The organism is Candidatus Villigracilis vicinus, assembly GCF_016702885.1.
GTDB lineage: Bacteria > Chloroflexota > Anaerolineae > Anaerolineales > Villigracilaceae > Villigracilis > Villigracilis vicinus.
The window spans coordinates 93,862-113,884 of the sequence record NZ_JADJDD010000006.1 but is presented as its reverse complement, the minus strand read 5'-3'; the positions used below and the strand labels follow the sequence as shown (position 1 = coordinate 113,884).

Below are 20,023 nucleotides of genomic sequence, written 5' to 3'. Positions count from 1 at the left end.
CATAAAAAATGGAAACTTCCTTATCGGTTTATCTAGGTAGTTTGGCTTTTTTAGTCATCATTTTAGCGGGTATTGGCATCCGCGCCTTGATCAATTGGAAAAAACCGGGGGCACGCACACTGGGACTGTTGATGACAGTCATGGCAATTTGGGTGGCATTTTATCTACTTGAAATCCTTCTGCCATCCCTGCCTGCCAAAATCCTTGCCAGAAAAATACTCTACCTGGGCATGACATTATCCCCGCCGTTTTGGCTGGGATTTGCCATGAGGTATACGGGGATTAGCGCAAGCTTGACAAAACGCGGGCGGGCATTTCTATTCGCCATCCCGGGAGGGGTCACCTTCCTGTTGGGTCTTACCAATGAATATCATCATCTTATCTGGAGATCGCTATCCGCTTCAGAAGAATCCCCTGCCCCACTCACCCTGGAATATGGACCTATATTTTGGCTGTATGCAGTCTTCGCCTATACTTTTATTCTGATCGGGATCATTCTCTATCTCATCGCATATTTCAAAAATGGAAAAGTGTTCCAGGTAAAAGCAGGAGTAGCACTTGCAGGCGTGATCCTGACCGGCATCATCAATATTCTCTTTCTGTTATTTGGTGAAAACTTCAAACTGGATCCCACTCCGCTTAGCTTTGCCTTATCTGCACCACTGATTGCATGGGGATTTTTCCGCTTTGGGGTCACAAGCTTGTTCCCACTGGCGGCTTCATTAGTCGTGGAAAATTTAAACGACGCCATTGTAGTCACCAATCGAAACGAAGAGATCACAGACATCAATCAGGCAGCAGCCAGATTGTTAAATATCGCTATAGTTCAAGAACATACGCTGGCACTTGCCATCCTGCCTGAAGCTGACCGAATTCGCGAGCTATGGAATACTCCTGAAAAAAAGATCACTCTGACGGTGACTCACGACCAAAACGCCAAATGGTACGAAGTCCATATGGTTCCGATCACAAGCACAGATAAAACTCTGGTCGGGCATGCAATTGTCTTCCACGATATCACCAATGAACAAATCTTACTTAAAGCGGAAAAACGCCGCTCGCAGCAACTTTCATTGTTGGAAGAAGCAGGCAGGCGCATCGCAGATAGTTTCGATGAAAAAGAGATCTTGCAGCGCACTGTGAAGGTCATCATAGAAAAGTTCCAATATCCAGAAGCTGCAATTTCGGTTCTAACAAAAGACAATATGCTTGAGGTCGTCGCGATCGCAGGCGCAGGACACCCGGGGTACGAACCTGGTTTTAGACAACCGCTTGGAGAGGGGATCATCGGGCGCACTGCCGAGATCCAGAAAACGTACATTTCAAACAATGTTGGGCTCGACCCCTTCTATTATTCGGTCTTTGAATATTATGGGTCGGCTATCTGCATCCCAATTATGAAGCAAGAAAAGTTATTCGGTGTCCTCTATGTGGAAAGCACTGAAACAAATGCTTTTGACGAACTGGATGTAAAAACCCTTGAGGCACTTGCCAATCAGGCTTCCGCGTCGCTGCAACGGGCATCGCTATATCTCCAGACCCAGAATAATCTGTTGACACTCGCCACCATTCAGGATGTCTCCAGGTTGATCGTCAGTTCGCTCGACCTTGAGACCATCAGCCAGACGGTGGTCAAAAGCCTGAAGGAAGCATTTGGGTACACCCATGTCAGTATTTATATTTTGGAGGAGGAGTATCTTCGTCTTTCCGCGCAGGTGGGCTACCCGGAAGAAATGATCATTTACAAGATCCATGTCAGCCAGGGAGTGATCGGGAAGACATTCCGAACACGCACCATTCAATTCATCGAAGATACCACCAAGGAAAAGACTTTTCTAAAAGCCGACCATGTTATTACCAGCGAGATATGCGTTCCACTGATAAAAGACGAAAAGGTACTTGGAATATTGAACGTTGAGTCGGGCAAATCCAACCAACTGACCCAGGCTGACGTTGGGTTATTGACAACGATCGCTGGTCCGATCGCGGTTTCGATAGATAACGCCAGACTCCATTCTGAGCTTAAACGTATGGCAACCACCGACGCCGTAACCGGGCTTTCAAACCGGCACGTCTTCGAACGGGCACTCCAGGCAGAGGTAGAGCGTGCCAAACAAAATCAAATCGAGTTCTCTCTCATTGTCTTCGATGCTGACTCATTCAAACAATATAACGACACTTGGGGGCACCCCGCGGGGGATGTCCGTTTGAGAGCTATTGCAGATGTGATCAAATCCAACTTGCGCAAATATGATGTCGCTGCACGCTATGGCGGCGACGAGTTCGCCATCATCCTTACGAACTGCAACCAGCACAACGCCATGCTCTTTGCCGAACGTCTGAGGCGAGGCACGCAAGCAGGAGCGCCACACCCACCCATCAATGGAGAAGGGATACCCGGCTTCACGATCAGTATGGGCATCGCCACCTACCCGCAAGATGCCATCCTGCCTGCCGACCTATTGCTGGCAGCCGATAATGCCGCCATGTGGGCAAAGCAAGAAGGAAGAAACCGTATAAAATTTGCCAACAACCATGCAGAAACGAATTGACCTTTTCCCCATCACCGCCAGGGTCGAAAAAGACCGCTTGAAGATTGCCGGTCACGATCTCACTACATTGGCAGAAACCTATGGCACCCCTCTTTATCTTTACGACCGTGCCACACTTGACCATGCTGTGTCGGAATACAAATCCGCGCTCGCTTCACATTACCCCCAACCTGCCTCTGTAACCTATGCCGGGAAGGCATTCCTCTGCCTTGCCATTGCACAATGGACTCAGCTGCAAAGTCTGACCGTTGATTGCACCGGTGAAGGCGAGATCGCCATAGCCGTTGAAGCCGGGGTTCCACGCGCAAACATTCTGGTTCATGGGGTTAATAAATCGGTGGCAGATCTAGCCGCTGCGGTCAGGCATGCCAATACGATCGTGGTCGATAACCTCTATGAACTTGACCGGATCCGTTCGCATTTTTCAGGACAAGCGCAATTACCCGACCTTTGGCTAAGACTGTTACCTGGTGTATCGGTCACCACACATCATACACATACACAGACGGGTCATCATGAAAGCAAGTTTGGAATGACTCGCGAAGAATTCATGGAAGCGGTGGATATTTGCAGGGAACACAACCTGCCATTAAAAGGTATTCATTTTCACCAGGGGTCGAACTTCCGCGACCCAGAGCCGTTAATCCCTGCCATCGAAATGGCATTGGATCTGGCACAGAAAATCGGGTTCACTGGTGAGTGGCATTTTTGTCCCGGCGGCGGTTGGGGTGTGGCATATCATGAAGATGAATTGCCAAGTCCGTCCATTGAAAGTTATGTAAGGGGAATCGCAGAAGCAGTGATCGAAGGCTGCGAGACACGCGGTCTCACACTCCCCCATTTGCACCTCGAGCCAGGGCGAAGTCTTGTGGCGCGGGCTGGAGTTGCTATCTATCAAGTGGGGGCGGTGAAAAAACGCGGTGAAAAAACCTGGCTGCTTACCGATGGCGGCATGGCGGATAATCCGCGGTTTGCGCTTTATGGGGCGAGATATGCCTGTTTACCGGTATCCGGTTTGGGCGGGGAAAGAAGCGATTACGTATCCATTGCCGGACCGTATTGTGAATCTGGAGATATTGTCATCGAGAATTTATTGATGCCAAGTGTTGAAACAGGGGCATTGATCGCGATCCCGGTTGCGGGGGCGTATCACTTGAGTATGTCATCCAATTACAATGGTGCAAGAAGACCGGCTGTTTTATGGCTGGAACAGGGTCGGGTGCAAGTCATTCAGCGGCGCGAAACGCACCAAGACCTGCTTGACCGTGATATGCGTTAACGGTTTTCGATCAGATTAAGGAATGCTTCTACAACGCGGGGGTCAAACTGCTTGCCGGAGCCGTCTCGGATATATTTCAATGTTCGCTCCGGCGCCCAGGCAGAGCGATATGGGCGGTCTGATGTCAGGGCATCCCAAACATCCACTACAGAAAAGATGCGAGCCGAGAGGGGAATCTCTTCGCCGCTTAAGCCGCGCGGGTACCCGTTGCCATCCCACCATTCATGGTGACAGTAGGGAATATCAAGCGCGTTTTGAAGGAAAGGAATGCTTGATAGCATTTCATGGGCATATTGAGGGTGCATTTGCATGATGCGTTGTTCATGGGCTGCAAGGGGACCCGGTTTGTTGAGGATGGAGTCGGGAATTCCCATTTTACCGATGTCGTGCAAGATCGCGCCGCGCCGGATCTGGATGATTTCGCTTTCAGGTATGTTCATGGCGCACGCCAATTCGAGAGTCAATTCGGTAACGCGGCGGGTATGACCTTCGGTCAACTCATCACGCATTTCAAGCGCACGTGCCCAACCTGAAAGCGTATTGTCATACGCGCGGATGAGTTCATCTGCCTGCCTAAGGGTTTGCTCATAAAGAGTTGCGCGATGCAAGGCACCACCGACCATTTCTGCAATGGCAGTTAATAAGCGGGTTTCTGTTTCGCTAAAGTAATGTTCTTTTATCAGACGAATATGCAGAACACCGATCACCTTTTCTTTCGATAACAATGGGAGCGAGATGCCGCTGCGGGCATTACTTAATATGGCACTCTCTTCAGGCAAGATCATGGCGATCGGGTCTGTCTGAAGATCCTTCGTAATATAGATCTCGCCGGTCTTTGCTACATGCCCGGTGATCCCCATATCCAGCGAATGGCGGAGAAGCGCCTCGCTAGTCACACGAATATCTTCCCCCTTTTCAACTGAATACCAGCCAGGCGATTCGAGATTGCCAGTCTTTTCATCGAGCATATAGATCGTGCCGTAATCACCAAAAACGATCTCCACAGCATAACGAACCGCCAGTGGAATGATCTCATTGAACCTTGAAGCGGAGCGCAATGCCGAGGATACGATCGCAAGGGTCTGAAGCTCCTCTGCACGACGGCGCTGGTCATCCTCAGCGCGTTTACGTTCGGTAATATCACGCAGGATAACTGTATATAGTTTCTCCTTACCAAGCCTTTGTTGGGAAACAAACGCCTCCATTGGGAATTCCTCACCGTTCACCCGCACTCCCCGCAGGGTATCCATTTGACCGTGAACCCGGTTGGAGATGTTGGTCACTCCAAATTTTTCGATATTGCGGTAATGGTATTGCCGAAAACGTTCAGGAATAAAGATATCGATGGATTTTCCAAGGGCAAATTCAGCCGAACAACCGAATATCTTTTCAGCGAAGGGATTAAAGAGGACGATGCGCTGTTCTTCATTAATGGTGATGATCGCATTCAAGGCGGTGTTAATGATTCCCTCCAGGCGCGACTTGTTATCGATCAGCTCACGTTCCACTCGTTTTCGCTCGGTAATATCAAGCATGGTGACCAGCACCCTGTTATTCCCCGCGCTCCAGTCAGGAAATGTAACCGACACCCAAATATCGCGCCGGTTGCCTTTCAGGGTATATAAATAGGATTCATGCTCCAGATGCCTTTTACCCTCAGCAAGAGCAATGATGTCATTTACGAAAGTATCTCCGAGATCTTCCTTCAAGATGTCTTTTAGCGAGCCCAGCAACTCAGATTGATGATTGGCCTCCATCAAATCCACAACTGCATCGTTTGCATTAATGACTGTGATCAATTGGGCGGCATGCTCAAGGAACTCGGGATGATCTGCTATATATCGGTTAAAGTCAGCAACACCTTGCTCCTTTAGTTCCTCCAAAGCATCCATAAGTACAGTGTAATCGTCCTCCCAGATGGGCACACCTGCTGATTGAAAGATCAAACGATATCGTTCCTCAGAGTCTTCAATCGCTTTTTCGGCTATCTTTCTTTCTGTAATATCACGGTAATTGACAACGACTCCAGCGATATGCGGGTCATGCAGCATATTGTAGCCAGTGATCTCAAAATGACGCCATTCTCCAGATTTAGTTAATAACCGATATTGGATGGTTCGAACTGCACCCGAAATCGCAATTCCCTCCCTAAAGGTTCTCAATACTTTAGGGAGGTCTTCAGGATGAATATATTTAAAGGCACTTCCTCCAAGAATTTCATCTGCGGTATATCCCGTCAGGCGTTCCTCTGAGGGGGCCACATAACGAATTATCCCTTCGGCATCCAAGATCGCCACACCTTCGGCAGAGTTTTCGATCAATGCGCGGAAATGCGCCTCTCGCTGCTCGGATCGTTCATAGAGCCAGGCATTTTCTATTGCCACCGCCACCTGGTCGGCAAGAGCAGAAACAAGTTGTATCTCTTCTGAAGAGAAGTACCGTTCTGGATCGGAGGAATACAATTCAGCCAGACCAAGGGATTGCCCGCGCAAACGCAACGGAACGACTAGCGACGTGAACATCCCATCATGTTTGAGTTGTGCGATCTCAGAAGGATGGGTATTAGGATCATTCATGCGGTTAACAGCAGGTTTGCCAGTTAATAGAACATTCAATGTTGTTGGATAATCATCGAGTGAAAAATAATGACCCAGGTCTGACTGCCCACTCACATCACCATCGGCGGAAAATAAAGCCGTGGTCACGATTCCATTCCTTTCGGGCAAATAATCCGATAGGGAACAGAAATCCACCCGCAACAGACGCGCCAGTTCGGTAGCTGCCTGCTTCAATACATCGGAAAGTTGCAAACTGGACGAGACAGCATGTGCCACCTTCAACATGGCAGCCAATTCATTCTCTCGTTGGCGAGTTTGTGTAAACAGGGTCGAATTCTCGATAACACTGGCGGCATAATTGGACATCGCCTGCGTCAGTTTTATATCAGCTTGCGAAAATTCGCGGCGTGCTCGGCTCTCCCATAATTCAGCGGTTCCCAACAACTGACCATGAGCAAGAATGGGCACAAACATCATGCTCTTGACCCCATATTCCGAAAATTGTTTGTGTTCAGTTTCGGTCAACCCCAGATCATCATCATGCATGATGCTTACTTCGCCTTTCAACATGGCGACTACGATAGAAGCATATTCTTCAAACGGATAATCCCGTCCAAGGTCAGAATGTCGCTCCAAAGGATGAACATCATTGCTCCAGTATTCAGCCACAACCCGCATACTTCCTTCATTGATATTGAAGGAAGTGATGTACGAGCTGGTTACTTTTAACGCCTCAGCCATATGATGCGCCAGCTTTGCCAACAAAGAAGGCGGATCCAATAAACTGGACACCATATCTTGAGATGCGGTGTAGAGGCGTTCCAGTTCAGCAGCTTTGTTGCGCATTTCATCATTCAATTTGACTTTTAATATGGCAAGAGCAAATTGCTGGGCTGCCTGCTCAGCCAGTTTCACTTCTTCCTGGGTAAAGACATGGACTTGCCGATACCCCAGTACTAAGGCACCCAAACGGGTATTTTCAGCCACCAAAGGCATACCAAGGGCAGAACGCATCCCGAAAAGCTCTGCCATGGACTGACTGATAAAAGGTGAATTCATGGTGTCTGGTATGGCAAGAACACGCCCTTCTTTCAAAATTGAGCGGCTGAAGATCCTCTCATCTGGCTGTAGATTCGGCAAATTGGAAAAAACCGCTCTAAAATTCTCAGAAAAAATGAACTTTGCCGGAATCTGACGAGCCTCATCCCAAAGCGCAAAGTAATAACCATCGGCACCCAATGCCTTTTCGAGTTTTCTAATAAACTCTTGCAGCAGGGTATCCAGGTCGAACGCCTCAAGTGCAGTTTGGGTTACCTCATTCAATAAAGTCTGATATTGCGCGTTAATATTGAGTTGTTCAGATGCCTCAATATGTTCCAGCGCATATGCAAGGTCATCTGCCAATCCATGAAGGAATAATGATTCTGCTTCGTCAAAAAATGCAGGCGAATCCTTATGATCCACAACCAGCACACCAAAGACACGATCAAACCGCAGGATCGGCAGGGAAACGGCGGAAGCATTCGGATGAATATCACGGCAAAGGCAAGCCATGCATAGATCATCTATGCCAGACACAGGATCAATCCGAATAAAGCTTCGGCTGCGAATCGCCTGGGCGGCACATGCGGGACCCTGGTCTAAAGTGACGCGGCTTTTGGTGCTCACAAAGTTTGTGGGTGCGCCCGACTGTGCGGCAAGCCGCAATGTGCTACCATCGGTCTCCAACATTCCGATCCATGCGAAAGAGTATCCACGTCCTAGAATGAGATGATCGCATATTGCATTGAGCAGCGTGTTCGGGTCGCGGGTACGTACGATCAATTGATTAATATCGCTGACGATACGGAGTGTTTGCCCCATCTTCAGTTCGCGTGTGAGCGCTTCCTTGGTTCCGCTCAGGCTTTTTTCAAATGCCTGGATCAGATAGTTGACCGAAATAAAAACGGCAACACTCATAAACAGAAGCACAATCCCCCCGGTAGCCCATGCCCTGGGTTGCATGGCATTTACCTGCCACTCAGGCGGTACGATCACGACGCCAGTCAGTTGCAGGAAGCCGATCACTACCAGGGTTAAGAAAGCCAGAATAAATGCGACCAAACTATATGGAAGTTCAAAAAATACAACTGAAAGAATGATGAAAGCAAAGAAAAAAATCCTGCCATCGCCACTGAAGGAGGTTAGAACCATTCCAGTGGTCCCCAGGATATACAAAACGAACAATAATAGTCCGGCGCGCAGACCGTATCTCAATGTGTGATTAAAGGTGATTAACGTAAAAATAATTGTGGTCAACAAATAGATCAAAATTGTCGGTACGACCAGTGACAACGGATCTTGGATTTCCCCACCGGATACCTGATACTCTGAAAATACATTATAGATCCCCCCCACAAGCGCAATGAGCCACAAGGCAAAAGTTGCCTTTAATATCTTATCCAAAAGTTTTACACGCCATTCATTTACCGAAGAAATTTTTTCTCCGGTGTAGGAAAATAATGCAATTAATGGCGACATTTTTGATTTTGAATGCATGTCTGTGAGTTACTCTACGGATTATATACGCAATTTGGTCAGGGCGATATTCCGGCAAATTAGAGTTTCAACCCCATCGCCTATGAGGTTTTGAAGTCATGTTGCTAAAGATTAAGAAATTAATCATATAGACAGGGTATATCGCAGACAGGTATACTTCGCCAATCTTTTAGAACTTCGTCTGCAATCCAACTCGAGGAGAAACCATGTCCACCAGGGATTCTGTTCCTACATCTAAATTCGCCATGTTCTGGTCGCTGACCAAGCCATCGCAATCAGGTCTTCTGCTTGCTACAGGGCTTGCGGGTTACATGAGCGCACGCTGCCCCGTCTTCAATATTTCCACCATTCTTGGGCTTTCCATTAGCCTTTTCCTGGCGATTGCTGGCAGCACCCTGCTCAACATGTGGTGGGACCGCGACATAGACGCCAGGATGGGGCGTACCCAAAAACGCGTCACCGCCAAGGGTCTTGTCTCAGATAAAGAAGTGCTCGTGGTTGGTGTATGTATCTCCATCATTGGCATCGGCTGGGCACTCGCAATGGACTGGCTGTATGGCGTGGTCGTCTTCGCGGGCTGGTTCTTCGACGTGGTCGTGTACAGCATGTGGCTCAAGCGTCGCACCTGTTGGAGCATCGTTTGGGGCGGCATTTCCGGTGCCATGCCCATTCTTGCGGGTCGTGTGCTTGGTCTCGAATCCATTGATTGGATCGGTCTTATGCTCGCATTCGGCATCCTGCTCTGGATCCCCACCCACACCCTCACCTTCAGCATGAAATTCCAAAAAGACTATGCCGATGCAGGCATACCCACCTTCCCATCGACGTATGGTCTTGCTGCCACCCGCTTCACCATCGCCTTCTCCTCTGTCCTCGCTGCCGCAGCCATGGTCGTTGCAGGTGTTGGTATCGGTATGGACTGGGGCTTCCTGCGCCTGCTTGGCGTACTTTCCATGGGAATGCTTACCCTGGCAGTCGCCATCACCTTCAAACCCACAGAACGAGTCAACTTTGGCTTGTTCAAATATGCCTCTGTGTATATGCTCGCTGCAATGATCCTGGTCGTGCTGGAAGTCATCTAGCAGAGTACACTAGAAGCCTGTCAGGCTTCATAAAATGAAACTCTCCTCAATGAACCGTTTTTTATTGTTACTCACCGTACTCCTTGCTTCGTATCAGGTATCAGCCGGTATTGATGGATTTGATGTGTTACCCATCACCGCCTATACCATCGCGTTCGGTGTCATCCTCGTCGCCGCACTGCTGATCTTCATTTTGGGAATTGAGGTGCTGGATGCCCCCATCGTAGTCATCCTCTCAACCATCATCCCACTCAGCCTTGCAGTTGGGCTCGTCTGGCAGCACCTCGCCTCCTGGCGGACCTCATACCTGGTCTTCGCCATCATCGGTTTCCTTGCCGTAACCTTGACCCGGTCAATCCAAATGCCAAGCAGACTCCCGGTCATTGTCCTTGCCATCACACACGGCATTGCCGGTATGACCATCTTCCTCCTGCCCATCTTCATTGCCGCACAAGGAGAGACAAAACCCCTCTTCGCTCTGGTTGGGCTTGGCGGTGCATTGATCGGCGTAGTAGGACTGCTGCTATCGTTCCTAAAAACTGGCAAGCCGCTTGTTTCGAGAGAGACGATCATGAAATTGTTCCCAGCATTACTTCTACTCACAACCGCACTTTTTGTAGCTGGCTTCAAATTGGGATAACCCAACCTATAAAAAAATCCCCGCCAAATTGGCGGGGATTTTTTTACTTCTCTGTTTTGTCTGGCATGCCGCTGGAAGATGATTTTCGCATCTGGTCTTCCTGTACCATACGAATACCATTATTGACCTGATTACTCGCCTTGGCAATTTGATCCTGCAACTGCATCAGCGTATCGAGGACATAGTTATCCGCATCCGCACGGACATCTTCAGCTTCAGCACGCGCCTGGGCAAGGATCTGGTCGGCACGGCGTTGGGCTTCCTGAGTGATCATATCCTTTTGTGCAAGCTGATCCGCTTTATCGCGGGCAATTGCCAAAGTGCGGTTGGCTTCTTCCTGAGCCTGTGCCATCACACGGTCACGCTGTGCCACAAGCTGCTGCGCCTTCTTCACTTCTTCAGGAATGGCAATGCGCATCTGGTCGATCAGCTCCAGCATTTTGTCTTCATCCACGACAACATTGTGCGTGAAAGGCACGGCTTTCGCGTCGTTGAAGAGTTCTTCCAGGCGGTCGATTAATTGAAGAATATCCATGGTCTTCTCACACAGAATTTTTTGTTTGAACTTGTATCACTCATTATATGCGGACAATTCTAGCACAAATTAATCCCGTAACGCATTTGGCAGGGATTGCTCGCCCAGTTGGGCGACCTTTTCCTTAAGCGCGTGCTCGACATAGGATGGCACCATACTGGAAACATTGCCATTCAATGTTGCGATCTCCCGTACCGTGGAAGAAGACAGAAAAGTGTGCTGTTCTGCAGTAATAAAAGCAATGGTTTCCACAGCAGCTCCCGCCAGACGTTGATTCGCCAATGCCATCCGAAACTCGAATTCGAAATCCGAGAACACGCGCAATCCGCGCACAATGACATGCGCATTGATCTTTTGAGCAAATTCAATCGTTAGCCCGCTATACCCGGTGACCTTGATCTTGGGGTTATCGTTGAACGCTTCACGCACCAATGCCATACGTTCATCGGGAGAGAACATCAGGTTCTTTAGCGGCTTGTCATACACAGCCATGACCACTTCATCGAAGAGTTTCGAAGCGCGGTTGGCAATATCCATATGACCATAGTGGATCGGGTCAAATGTTCCGGGAAATAAGGCTCTGACCATGGGTATCGTTTTGTCCTTTAGTTTGATTGTCTGTAGTCAGGCAGTCTAACTCACATCGCTCGAAGTGCCCTTCCAGAAGCGCTCAAAGGCTTCGGCAAGCAAGGCATGCTCGGGTTGATTCAGATAGGGGTCGCGCGCAAAAAGCGCCTTGGCTTGTTCACGGGCTTTTTCGATCAGCGCCACATCCGTGATGCTTGCCATCTTCAGTGAAGAGGCAAAACCAGCCTGACGTGTGCCAAGGAATTCACCGGGTCCGCGCAATTTGAGATCGAGGTCAGCAAGCTCGAAACCGTTATTCGTGGTCGCCATCGCCTGCAGACGTTCATTCTCCGCCGCATCTGCATGGGTTGGGATCAAGAGACAAGTGGACGCCACCGACCCGCGCCCGACACGTCCGCGCAACTGATGTAATTGCGCCAGACCGAATCGATCCGCGCCTTCGATCAGCATTAATGTGGAATTGGGTACATCCACCCCCACCTCAATGACCGTAGTTGAAACCAGGATGTCATATTCCCTATCACGGAATTTGAGCATTACCTCGTCTTTTTCACTGGGCTTCATGCGTCCATGCAAGAGACCCAGTTTCAGGTCGGAAAATACCTGATTTGAAAGGGTTTCAAAATCATCCACCGCGGCACGAACATTGATCTTCTCATTCTCGTCGATCAGCGGATAAACAATGAATGCCTGATTGCCGTTCTTTACCTGCGACCGGATCATTGTATATGCACGCTCCCGTTCCTGCGGACGCAGCACATAGGTCGCGATCGGCTGCCTGCCGACCGGCATCACATCCATCACAGAAATGTCGAGGTCGCCGAACATCGTCAACGCCAGTGAGCGTGGAATGGGAGTGGCTGTCATCACCAACAAATGCGGATTCGTACCTTTGCTTCTCAGTTCGGCTCGTTGATCCACCCCAAAGCGATGCTGTTCATCGATGACCACGAATTGCAATTCCTTGAACAGCACATCCGGTTCGATCACTGCATGCGTTCCAATGACGATCTTGATCGAACCATCTGCCAGCCCGCTGCGTATCGCTTCTTTCTCAGACTCGTTCGTGTTCCCCACCAACAAGCGGATCTCTTCTTTTTGTAAAAACCCGCCATCTCCTGCCAATAGGTTGGAGAAGTTGCGGTAATGCTGTTCTGCCAGGATCGAGGTCGGCGCCATAATAGCCGCCTGTGCCCCACTTGAAACCACCATGCTTGCGCCCAGTGCTGCAATGACCGTCTTACCCGAACCAACATCGCCTTGAATGAGTCGGTTCATTGGCTTGCCAGAATCCAGGTCGCGGCGAATATCGTTCAGCGATTCTTGTTGGGCAGAGGTCAGGGTGAAAGGTAAGGCTGCTAAACGCGCGTCCAGCCACTCGTCTGAGACCGTGAAGCGCTTGCCTTCCACTTCCTGCCAGTCACGCTTTTGACGCAGCACGCCCATTTGCAAATAAAAGATCTCATCGAAGGCAAGGCGTTCGCGTGCATGTTTAAGCCGCGCCTGCGAATCGGGAAAGTGAACCTGTGTAAGCGCTTCGCCAAGCGAAACCAGCCGCGCTTCACGCTTGATCATATCGGGCAGCGCGTCCACTACGGCAGGTGCCCAGTAGGTAACGACCTGCTTCATTTGATTTCGCAGCCATTTTTGCGTGATGCGTTCCGTCAACGAGTAGATCGGCACAATACGATTAGTATGGAGGTTTTCCATCTCCACCGACTCCCAATCGGGGCTGTTCATCACGATGCGCCCAAGATACTGATCGATCTTGCCGGAGACTGAGATCGCCTCCCCTACTTTAAAACGGTTCATCAACCACGGCTGATTAAAGAACGAGATCTTCAACGCGCCTGTACCGTCACTAATGACAACCTCAATGATGCTCATCTTGCCGCCGCGCACCGGACGGTTATGCACACTTTGGATCGTACCTAATACCGTGACTACATCGCCATACATCAACGCCTGGATCGGCTTGAGCAGCGAATAATCTTCATAGCGGCGCGGGAAGTAGTACAGCATATCGCCCAGCGTTTTCATGCCCAAGTTCGAAAGCGACTCAGCATTCTTCGGACCGACCCCATTTAGCACGGTTAACTCCGCACTCAAAGCGGCGGGCGTTTGGCTGTGTTTGGCACTTGTGGCAGATTCAAATCGCTGCGGCGGAGCCTGCCTCTGCTTCTGCTGAAATTGCTGGGGAGGATTCTGCTTCGGCTGGCTTTGACTCTGCACTGGAGCCGCCTCGGCGATATCGATATTTGCCGGCTCCTCATCATCGCTTCGCTGCGGACGGGGCGGCAATGGCGGCGCTTTGGGCTTTTGCCCTGCCTCGGGGTAAGTCTCGCTAATGCGCTTCCACAGTCCCTTGAGCGAATCTGCGCGACCGGTAGGGTTCAGCTTTTCATACGAACGCAGGCGCGAAACGACCGCCTGGATCACTTCTTCTGCCACGCCATCGGCGCGGGCTTCCCCTTCCCAATAATCGAGCATCTTGGCAAGTCCGCCAATAATGGCAGTATTCTCATATTTGTTTTCGTGTTCGAGGCGAAAGAATTTGCGTAGTTTTTCCAAAGACGGTTGCATAATGGTCAATTTTATCATGGCGAATGCAGGCAAACCTCCCGGCAGATTACAAAACCATGAAAACGTGCCATATGCCCCCAAAGTCCCAGAATTGAGGCTTGACACAATAACAATTCGAAACTACTATCAAGTTGATAGTAGTAAGATTTTACATCAACTTTGGAGCATACATGAATTGGTTCAACAATAGCAAGCTTTTTGATTTGGCGCGTCGGGGAGAACGCCTTACGCACATCGCAGCGGTTATTCCGCTTTCATTTGTATTTACGATAATCGCTCAATTCGGCGTACTTCCGTTGGTTCTCATTCTTGGTCTGCTCTATGGCTTTACAGACAAAGGCATTTCACTAAACGGACTCTCCAATACACTGACCGGGTTCTGGGCGGGCTTACAACTCGTCACCGCATTCGGATTGATCTATGTCATCCTCTGGGCTTGGCTGAAAAAAGTGGAAAAACGTCCGTTTTGGACGCTTGGTTACGAAACCAAAAACGCCCTCTCACAATATGGGCGTGGATTTTTATTCGGCTCCTTGATGTTTGCCGGTGCGGTGGGGATTCTAGCTTTATTCGGCAGCGTTTCCTTTGAACAAGGCGAGCCTGCCGAACAAGGCATTGCTGCCATTGGCGGTGTGCTCCTTGTTCTCATCGGCTGGATCGTTCAAGGCGGAGCAGAAGAGGTCATCATGCGCGGCTGGGTCCTGCCAGTGATCGGTGCTCGTTATAAACCCTGGCTGGGTCTGTTGATCTCATCTCTGGTGTTTGCAACCCTGCATGGCTTAAACCCAAACTTGAGCGTGATCGCCCTGATCAACCTGGCTTTATTCGGGGTGTTCGCCGGTTTATACGCCATGCGTGAAGGCTCCATGTGGGGCATCAGCGCTTTACACAGTGTTTGGAATTGGGTGCAGGGAAATTTCTTCGGTTTTGAAGTTAGCGGAAACAATGCAGGTGGCGGCACGTTGATCAACCTGATGGAAACCGGCGCAGACTGGCTTACAGGCGGCGAATTTGGTCCTGAAGGCGGGCTGGCAGTGACGACCGTGCTGCTCGTTGCGATTGCGATCACGTTGTTTTGGAAAAGCGATCAAAACCCAGAAGTACAACCCAATCGTGAACAGACGGCACAGATATAGAATTTTTTCATAAAAAGACCCCGATGGGATGGCGTTCCTCCTCATCGGGGTCTTTTTATTTCCTCACTGCTGCAAACCCAATACAATGCGGTCCAAGGTGCGTGCCGATCACCGCAGTCACATTAACGAATAACACATCCCTCGGCACGAACATGCGTGATTTTTCTTTCATCATCTCATTCAGCAATTGACGGGCACGCGGCTCAGCATTTGTATGCAAAATGGCGAGGCGCTGCATCTCCCCCACTTCGAGCAATTGGGCTAGGGTCAGTTCATCAGCTTGACTGGTGGTACGCACAATAGACATCGGCTTCACTTCACCGTCCCGCAACTCCACCACAGGCTTGATGGAAAGCAGTCCGCCGATCCGTGCCACCACAGCAGGGACTCGTCCGCTGCGGCGCAGGTATTCCATGGTATCCAGAGCAGCGATCACTTTCGTCCTATTCCGCGTATCCTCAACTGCCTGCAAGGCTGCTTCTACACCAAGCTCAGCCGCCTCTGCCGCCGCCAATACCTGAAAGCCGATTCCCATCGAGAGTGAGCCGCTATCCACGCAGGTGACTTTGCCGGGAAAATCCTGTGCGGCACGACGGGCAACATTGACCACACCAGATAATTTCCCCGAGACGTGAATGGACAGGATATGGTCACAACCGGAATCGAACAAAGACTGATACGGCGTAAGAAAATCCCCAATGGACGGCGCAGCAGTTGTCGCCGGGGTTTGAAGCGCAGGCAGCTGGTTATAAAAATCTTCGCGGGTGATACCAACCCCGTCCTTATATTCCTTTCCCTCCAAAATAAGCACAGTCGGCACGACATGAATTTCGTGTTGTTCAATGAGATAGGACGGCAGGTCGGCAGTTGAGTCGGTGACGATTCCTAGTTTCATAGGACGAAGTTTAGCATAAATGCCTTCGTCATTACGAGGAGGGTATTCTTCCCGAAAAAACAACCTTGACCGTTAAATCACCTGATACTTTTTTCTTGACATACTGTATTTCACACAGTATAATGCAATAAAGGATGAGATATGGCAAAAACAGAATCTCTTGAAAATGTTGTTTTGGAATTAAGGCGCGGGGTGATCGTGCTGGCAACGCTCAGTCAGTTGGGTACAGCGGAGTATGGATACTCGCTGCTAAAAAAACTCTCCGACCTCGGTTTGGAAGTGGACCAGGGTACGTTGTATCCCCTCCTGCGCCGGTTGGAGGCGCAAGGCTTGCTCGAATCGGTCTGGAAGCTGGAAGAAGCGCGTCCACGCCGGTATTACGTTATTAGTGCAGAGGGAAAGAAACTTCTGCCAAAGTTAAAAAAAGAATGGGCGGGTATTGTGTCTGTGATGGACAAAATGCTCTCGTAAAAAAGAAAGGAAAAAAGACATGAATATGATAGACCGCTATGTAACAGAAGTTGGCAGGAACCTGCCGCTTTTGAAGGGGCGTGAAGATATTGAAAAAGAATTAAAGTCTACGCTGGAAGATATGCTCGAAGACCGCGCAGAGCAGACCGGGCGCGTACGTGATGAAGCCATGGAAATCGAAGTATTAAAAGAATACGGCTCACCTCAAAAAGTGGCAGCAACTTACAACCCACAGCCCTACCTGATCGGACCCAAGCTCTTTCCGTTCTTTTTATTCGTATTGAAGATCGTCATTACCGTAGTGGTAAGTGTGATGTTGGTACTGGCAGGCGTGCAAGCTGTAACGGATACTCCTTTTATGGGCTCAGACTTCGTGAAGATCATCGGCGGCGGACTTGGAAATGCCTTATCGGCAGCCATCGCCGCTTTCGGGAACGTGGTGGTAGTCTTTGCCATCCTGGAGCGGGTGCTGCCTGAAAAAGAGATCGGCGGCTTTAATGAGGAGAAGGACTGGGACCCCGCTGCCCTCGCCAAAGACCCACACCCTGACTCTATCAGCCGCTTCGAACTCATTACCGAGATCGTATTCACTTTCGTTGCGCTTGCCATCTTAAATATTTACCCGCAATGGCTGGGAATGTTCTTCTTTGTAGATGGTGAACAAACCTTCATCCCAATGTTCACCAAAAATTTCTTCCAATTCGTACCATGGATCAATGTAGTGATCGTCGCTGAAATTCTACTGGATGTTTACCTGCTGCGCACCGCCGCATGGGACATTATGACCCGCATCCTCAAAATCCTTATTGAAGCCGCCAGTCTGACGCTCACAGTGTTGATCCTGCGCACACCAGATATTCTAGGCTTCAACGCCGAGTCTTTTGTCAACGGTCCCTTCTCTGCCGAACAAGCCGAGGTCTTTGTCACTGTTGCCACATACACCATCCCCATTGTCCTGGCGATCATTGTCATTATTCAAAGCATAGAACTTGTAAAGGCTGTGTATAAACTAATTCGCATGAGTACCCGGGCAAGGTAAAGAAGAATCAAAAGAGAGGCAGTCATCTTGAGATGACTGCCTCTCTTTATTTTAGGACTACTCGATTGAAAGGATGAACTGGTAGTGCGGCTGACCGCCCTCCTGCACCTCAACTTCGAGGTTGGAGTATTTCACGCGGATCACATCGGCAATGCGATTGGCTTCCACATGCGGCATATCTTCGCCAAAGAAGAGGGTCACGATCTCATGTTCAGCGGCGTCTGCTTTTTCAAGCAGTGCCAGCATACCGGCTTCAACAGTCTCCTCTGAAGCAACGAGTTTCCCATCCAACAAGGTAATGACCTGACCATCTTTGACGGTCACACCATCGATCTCAACCGAGCGGGTGGCAACGGTGATCTCGCCGGTCTTTACATTGCTCATGGCTTTATTCATCTTTGCAGCGATCGCTTCCACGTCGCCGCTGGGGTCAAAGGACAGCATGGCGGCAAGTCCCTGCGGCACTGTACGGGTTGGCACCACCTGCACACTTTTAACCGTCACTTCTTTTGCCTGATTTGCAGCCATCACAATGTTCTTATTATTCGGCAGGATAATGACTTTATCGGTTGGCATATTTTCGAACGAGCTCAAAATATCCTGCGTAGAGGGGTTCATGGTCTGACCACCCGCCACAACCGCTGCCACACCAAGGCTGGCAAAAATACGGCTGATGCCGATGCCTGGCGACACGACCACCACGGCAATATTGCCCGGCTCCACCGCGCCGAATTGAATCTGCGTAGTCTTGCTCTTCTGAATATCGTCCATTTGCGCCATCAAATTTTCAATGGCGACCTTCGTTACCGTACCAATGCCCATGATGTAATCGATCGGCACATAACGGTTTTCGGTCGGCACATGGATGTGCATGCGATACATGCCATCCCCCTCACCCACTTGAATGGATGTGCCCATCTCTTCGAGCTTGCCATAGAATGCCGCCAGATCAAGCTCGCCCGTGGGCACAAAGTCCACAACGATCTCGTAATCCTGCCCCTCTTCCACATCTTCCATCGCGCCTTCGAGGCTCATCGCAGAAAGCGGCTGAACCTGCATGGTGGGCGTTTCAAGCGATTCGCCGTAAATATGACGAAGCATCCCTTCAAGGAAGAAGTACAACCCCTTCCCGCCCGAGTCTACAACGCCTGCCTGTTTGAGGATGGGAAGCATTTCTGGCGTCTTCTTGACCGCTTCATCTGCCGCCTTAACCGCCACCTCAAGCAACTCCACCGCATCTTTAACCGACCCGCGGGCTGCTTCTGCGGCATTCGCCGTTTCTTTTATGACGGTTAAGATCGTACCTTCAACCGGTTTCACGACCCCTTTGTATGCTGTGTCGCGAGCCTCGCCCAAAGCTTTGGCAAATGCGTCAACACTTAATACTGCACTATCATGCACACCGCGCGAAAAGCCGCGCAGGATCTGGCTGGTGATCACGCCAGAATTGCCGCGCGCGCCCATCAACGCGCCTTTCGAAAATGCCGCTGCCATCTCACCGAGATGGTTTGTCCCCAGGTCTTTAACCTCATTCCAAGCCGCTTGCAGGGTCAGGCTCATATTCGTGCCCGTGTCACCATCCGGGACGGGGAACACGTTCAATGAATTGACCACCTGCTGGTTGGTACGCAACCAGGTCAGCCCGGCTTCGACAAGGCGCTTAAAGGCTTGCCCATCAATGGTGCGCTTGCGGAATTTCTCGACGCGTGCGGTATCTATCGCCATGTATTCCTTCTCCTAATCCGTATTACTGATGCGCAGTCCCGCCACATGCACATTGACTGTATTAACGCGCAGCCCCAACGCTTTCTCCACATGGAAGCGCACAGTATTCCCCACGCTTTCCGCCACCGAATTGATGCGTGTGCCGTATTCCACGATCACATGCACATCGATATGGATCTCATCGTCTTTATATTGCACGGAAATACCGCGTGAAGGCTCACGGGTGATCGTAGAAACGATTCCGTCAGCCAAATTTTTGGGTGCCAGCCCCACCACACCATACGATTGCAGGGTGGCGTGGTATGCAATTGTCGCCACCGCGTTCGGCGAGACATGAATCCCGCCCAATGAAGTTGTTTCTTCGCCCATAGGTTCCTCGTTTTCTTAATAAAGGCGTAACCG

The 20,023-nt window shown here is 50.1% G+C and carries 14 protein-coding genes; 7 read left to right on the top strand and 7 right to left on the bottom strand.

Annotated features, from left to right (window positions below):
- Positions 1-8 precede the first annotated feature (8 nt).
- Together IPG80_RS06550 and lysA are read left to right on the top strand one after the other, a co-directional pair.
- Positions 9-2,552, top strand: coding sequence for a histidine kinase N-terminal 7TM domain-containing protein (locus tag IPG80_RS06550; RefSeq protein ID WP_345104126.1), 2,544 nt, complete (start codon positions 9-11; stop codon positions 2,550-2,552).
- The gene (gene lysA / locus IPG80_RS06545; RefSeq protein WP_345104123.1) at positions 2,536-3,831 is read left to right on the top strand and encodes a diaminopimelate decarboxylase; all 1,296 of its coding nucleotides are present in this window, start codon (positions 2,536-2,538) and stop codon (positions 3,829-3,831) included. The genes IPG80_RS06550 and lysA overlap by 17 nt, the downstream gene beginning before the upstream one ends.
- Here the strand turns inward: lysA and IPG80_RS06540 are convergent.
- Positions 3,828-8,909, bottom strand: a complete 5,082-nt coding sequence (locus tag IPG80_RS06540) for a GAF domain-containing protein (RefSeq protein ID WP_345104120.1) — start codon at positions 8,907-8,909, stop codon at positions 3,828-3,830. The genes lysA and IPG80_RS06540 overlap by 4 nt on opposite strands.
- A gap of 224 nt (positions 8,910-9,133) precedes the next feature.
- On the opposite strand from IPG80_RS06540, the gene cyoE reads away from it, so the two are divergent.
- A complete protein-coding gene (gene cyoE / locus IPG80_RS06535) occupies positions 9,134-10,009 on the top strand; it encodes a heme o synthase (RefSeq protein ID WP_345104117.1) in 876 nt (291 codons plus the stop codon).
- A 49-nt stretch (positions 10,010-10,058) separates the two neighbouring features.
- Positions 10,059-10,649 (top strand): hypothetical protein, encoded by a 591-nt coding sequence (locus IPG80_RS06530; RefSeq protein WP_345104115.1) that lies wholly within the window; start codon positions 10,059-10,061, stop codon positions 10,647-10,649.
- 43 nt (positions 10,650-10,692) lie between these two features.
- Here IPG80_RS06530 and IPG80_RS06525 read toward each other — a convergent pair whose 3' ends face one another.
- The 3 genes from IPG80_RS06525 to recG form a co-directional block, all read right to left on the bottom strand.
- The gene (locus tag IPG80_RS06525; protein WP_345104112.1) at positions 10,693-11,184 is read right to left on the bottom strand and encodes a hypothetical protein; all 492 of its coding nucleotides are present in this window, start codon (positions 11,182-11,184) and stop codon (positions 10,693-10,695) included.
- Positions 11,185-11,253: 69 nt separating this feature from the next.
- Positions 11,254-11,772 (bottom strand): pantetheine-phosphate adenylyltransferase, encoded by a 519-nt coding sequence (gene coaD / locus IPG80_RS06520; protein ID WP_345104109.1) that lies wholly within the window; start codon positions 11,770-11,772, stop codon positions 11,254-11,256.
- A 45-nt stretch (positions 11,773-11,817) separates the two neighbouring features.
- A complete protein-coding gene (gene recG, locus IPG80_RS06515; protein ID WP_345104106.1) occupies positions 11,818-14,355 on the bottom strand; it encodes an ATP-dependent DNA helicase RecG in 2,538 nt (845 codons plus the stop codon).
- Positions 14,356-14,525: 170 nt separating this feature from the next.
- Here recG and IPG80_RS06510 point away from each other — a divergent pair, with 170 nt between their 5' ends.
- Positions 14,526-15,491, top strand: coding sequence for a type II CAAX endopeptidase family protein (locus IPG80_RS06510; RefSeq protein WP_345104103.1), 966 nt, complete (start codon positions 14,526-14,528; stop codon positions 15,489-15,491).
- A gap of 55 nt (positions 15,492-15,546) precedes the next feature.
- On the opposite strand, the gene IPG80_RS06505 is transcribed toward IPG80_RS06510, so the two are convergent.
- Positions 15,547-16,386, bottom strand: a complete 840-nt coding sequence (locus tag IPG80_RS06505; RefSeq protein WP_345104100.1) for a DegV family protein — start codon at positions 16,384-16,386, stop codon at positions 15,547-15,549.
- A 141-nt stretch (positions 16,387-16,527) separates the two neighbouring features.
- Here IPG80_RS06505 and IPG80_RS06500 point away from each other — a divergent pair, with 141 nt between their 5' ends.
- Together IPG80_RS06500 and IPG80_RS06495 are read left to right on the top strand one after the other, a co-directional pair.
- Complete coding sequence (locus tag IPG80_RS06500) at positions 16,528-16,857, top strand: PadR family transcriptional regulator (protein ID WP_345104097.1); 330 nt, start codon at positions 16,528-16,530, stop codon at positions 16,855-16,857.
- 19 nt (positions 16,858-16,876) lie between these two features.
- Positions 16,877-17,896, top strand: a complete 1,020-nt coding sequence (locus tag IPG80_RS06495; RefSeq protein WP_345104095.1) for a hypothetical protein — start codon at positions 16,877-16,879, stop codon at positions 17,894-17,896.
- Positions 17,897-17,953: 57 nt separating this feature from the next.
- Here the strand turns inward: IPG80_RS06495 and IPG80_RS06490 are convergent, their stop codons facing one another.
- On the bottom strand, positions 17,954-19,621 hold the full coding sequence (locus IPG80_RS06490; protein ID WP_345104092.1) for a DAK2 domain-containing protein: 1,668 nt from the start codon (positions 19,619-19,621) through the stop codon (positions 17,954-17,956).
- Positions 19,622-19,633: 12 nt separating this feature from the next.
- On the bottom strand, positions 19,634-19,990 hold the full coding sequence (locus IPG80_RS06485; protein WP_345104089.1) for an Asp23/Gls24 family envelope stress response protein: 357 nt from the start codon (positions 19,988-19,990) through the stop codon (positions 19,634-19,636).
- Between the last annotated feature and the right edge of the window lie 33 nt (positions 19,991-20,023).

Coding starts and splice junctions, on each gene's coding strand:
- recG (WP_345104106.1), bottom strand. CDS start 14,355: ATGCAACCGTCTTTGGAAAAACTACGCAAATTCTTTCGCCTCGAACAC.
- IPG80_RS06540 (WP_345104120.1), bottom strand. CDS start 8,909: ATGTCGCCATTAATTGCATTATTTTCCTACACCGGAGAAAAAATTTCT.
- coaD (WP_345104109.1), bottom strand. CDS start 11,772: ATGGTCAGAGCCTTATTTCCCGGAACATTTGACCCGATCCACTATGGT.
- IPG80_RS06530 (WP_345104115.1), top strand. CDS start 10,059: ATGAACCGTTTTTTATTGTTACTCACCGTACTCCTTGCTTCGTATCAG.
- IPG80_RS06550 (WP_345104126.1), top strand. CDS start 9: ATGGAAACTTCCTTATCGGTTTATCTAGGTAGTTTGGCTTTTTTAGTC.
- IPG80_RS06500 (WP_345104097.1), top strand. CDS start 16,528: ATGGCAAAAACAGAATCTCTTGAAAATGTTGTTTTGGAATTAAGGCGC.
- cyoE (WP_345104117.1), top strand. CDS start 9,134: ATGTCCACCAGGGATTCTGTTCCTACATCTAAATTCGCCATGTTCTGG.
- IPG80_RS06510 (WP_345104103.1), top strand. CDS start 14,526: ATGAATTGGTTCAACAATAGCAAGCTTTTTGATTTGGCGCGTCGGGGA.
- IPG80_RS06490 (WP_345104092.1), bottom strand. CDS start 19,621: ATGGCGATAGATACCGCACGCGTCGAGAAATTCCGCAAGCGCACCATT.
- IPG80_RS06505 (WP_345104100.1), bottom strand. CDS start 16,386: ATGAAACTAGGAATCGTCACCGACTCAACTGCCGACCTGCCGTCCTAT.
- IPG80_RS06495 (WP_345104095.1), top strand. CDS start 16,877: ATGAATATGATAGACCGCTATGTAACAGAAGTTGGCAGGAACCTGCCG.
- IPG80_RS06525 (WP_345104112.1), bottom strand. CDS start 11,184: ATGGATATTCTTCAATTAATCGACCGCCTGGAAGAACTCTTCAACGAC.
- IPG80_RS06485 (WP_345104089.1), bottom strand. CDS start 19,990: ATGGGCGAAGAAACAACTTCATTGGGCGGGATTCATGTCTCGCCGAAC.
- lysA (WP_345104123.1), top strand. CDS start 2,536: ATGCAGAAACGAATTGACCTTTTCCCCATCACCGCCAGGGTCGAAAAA.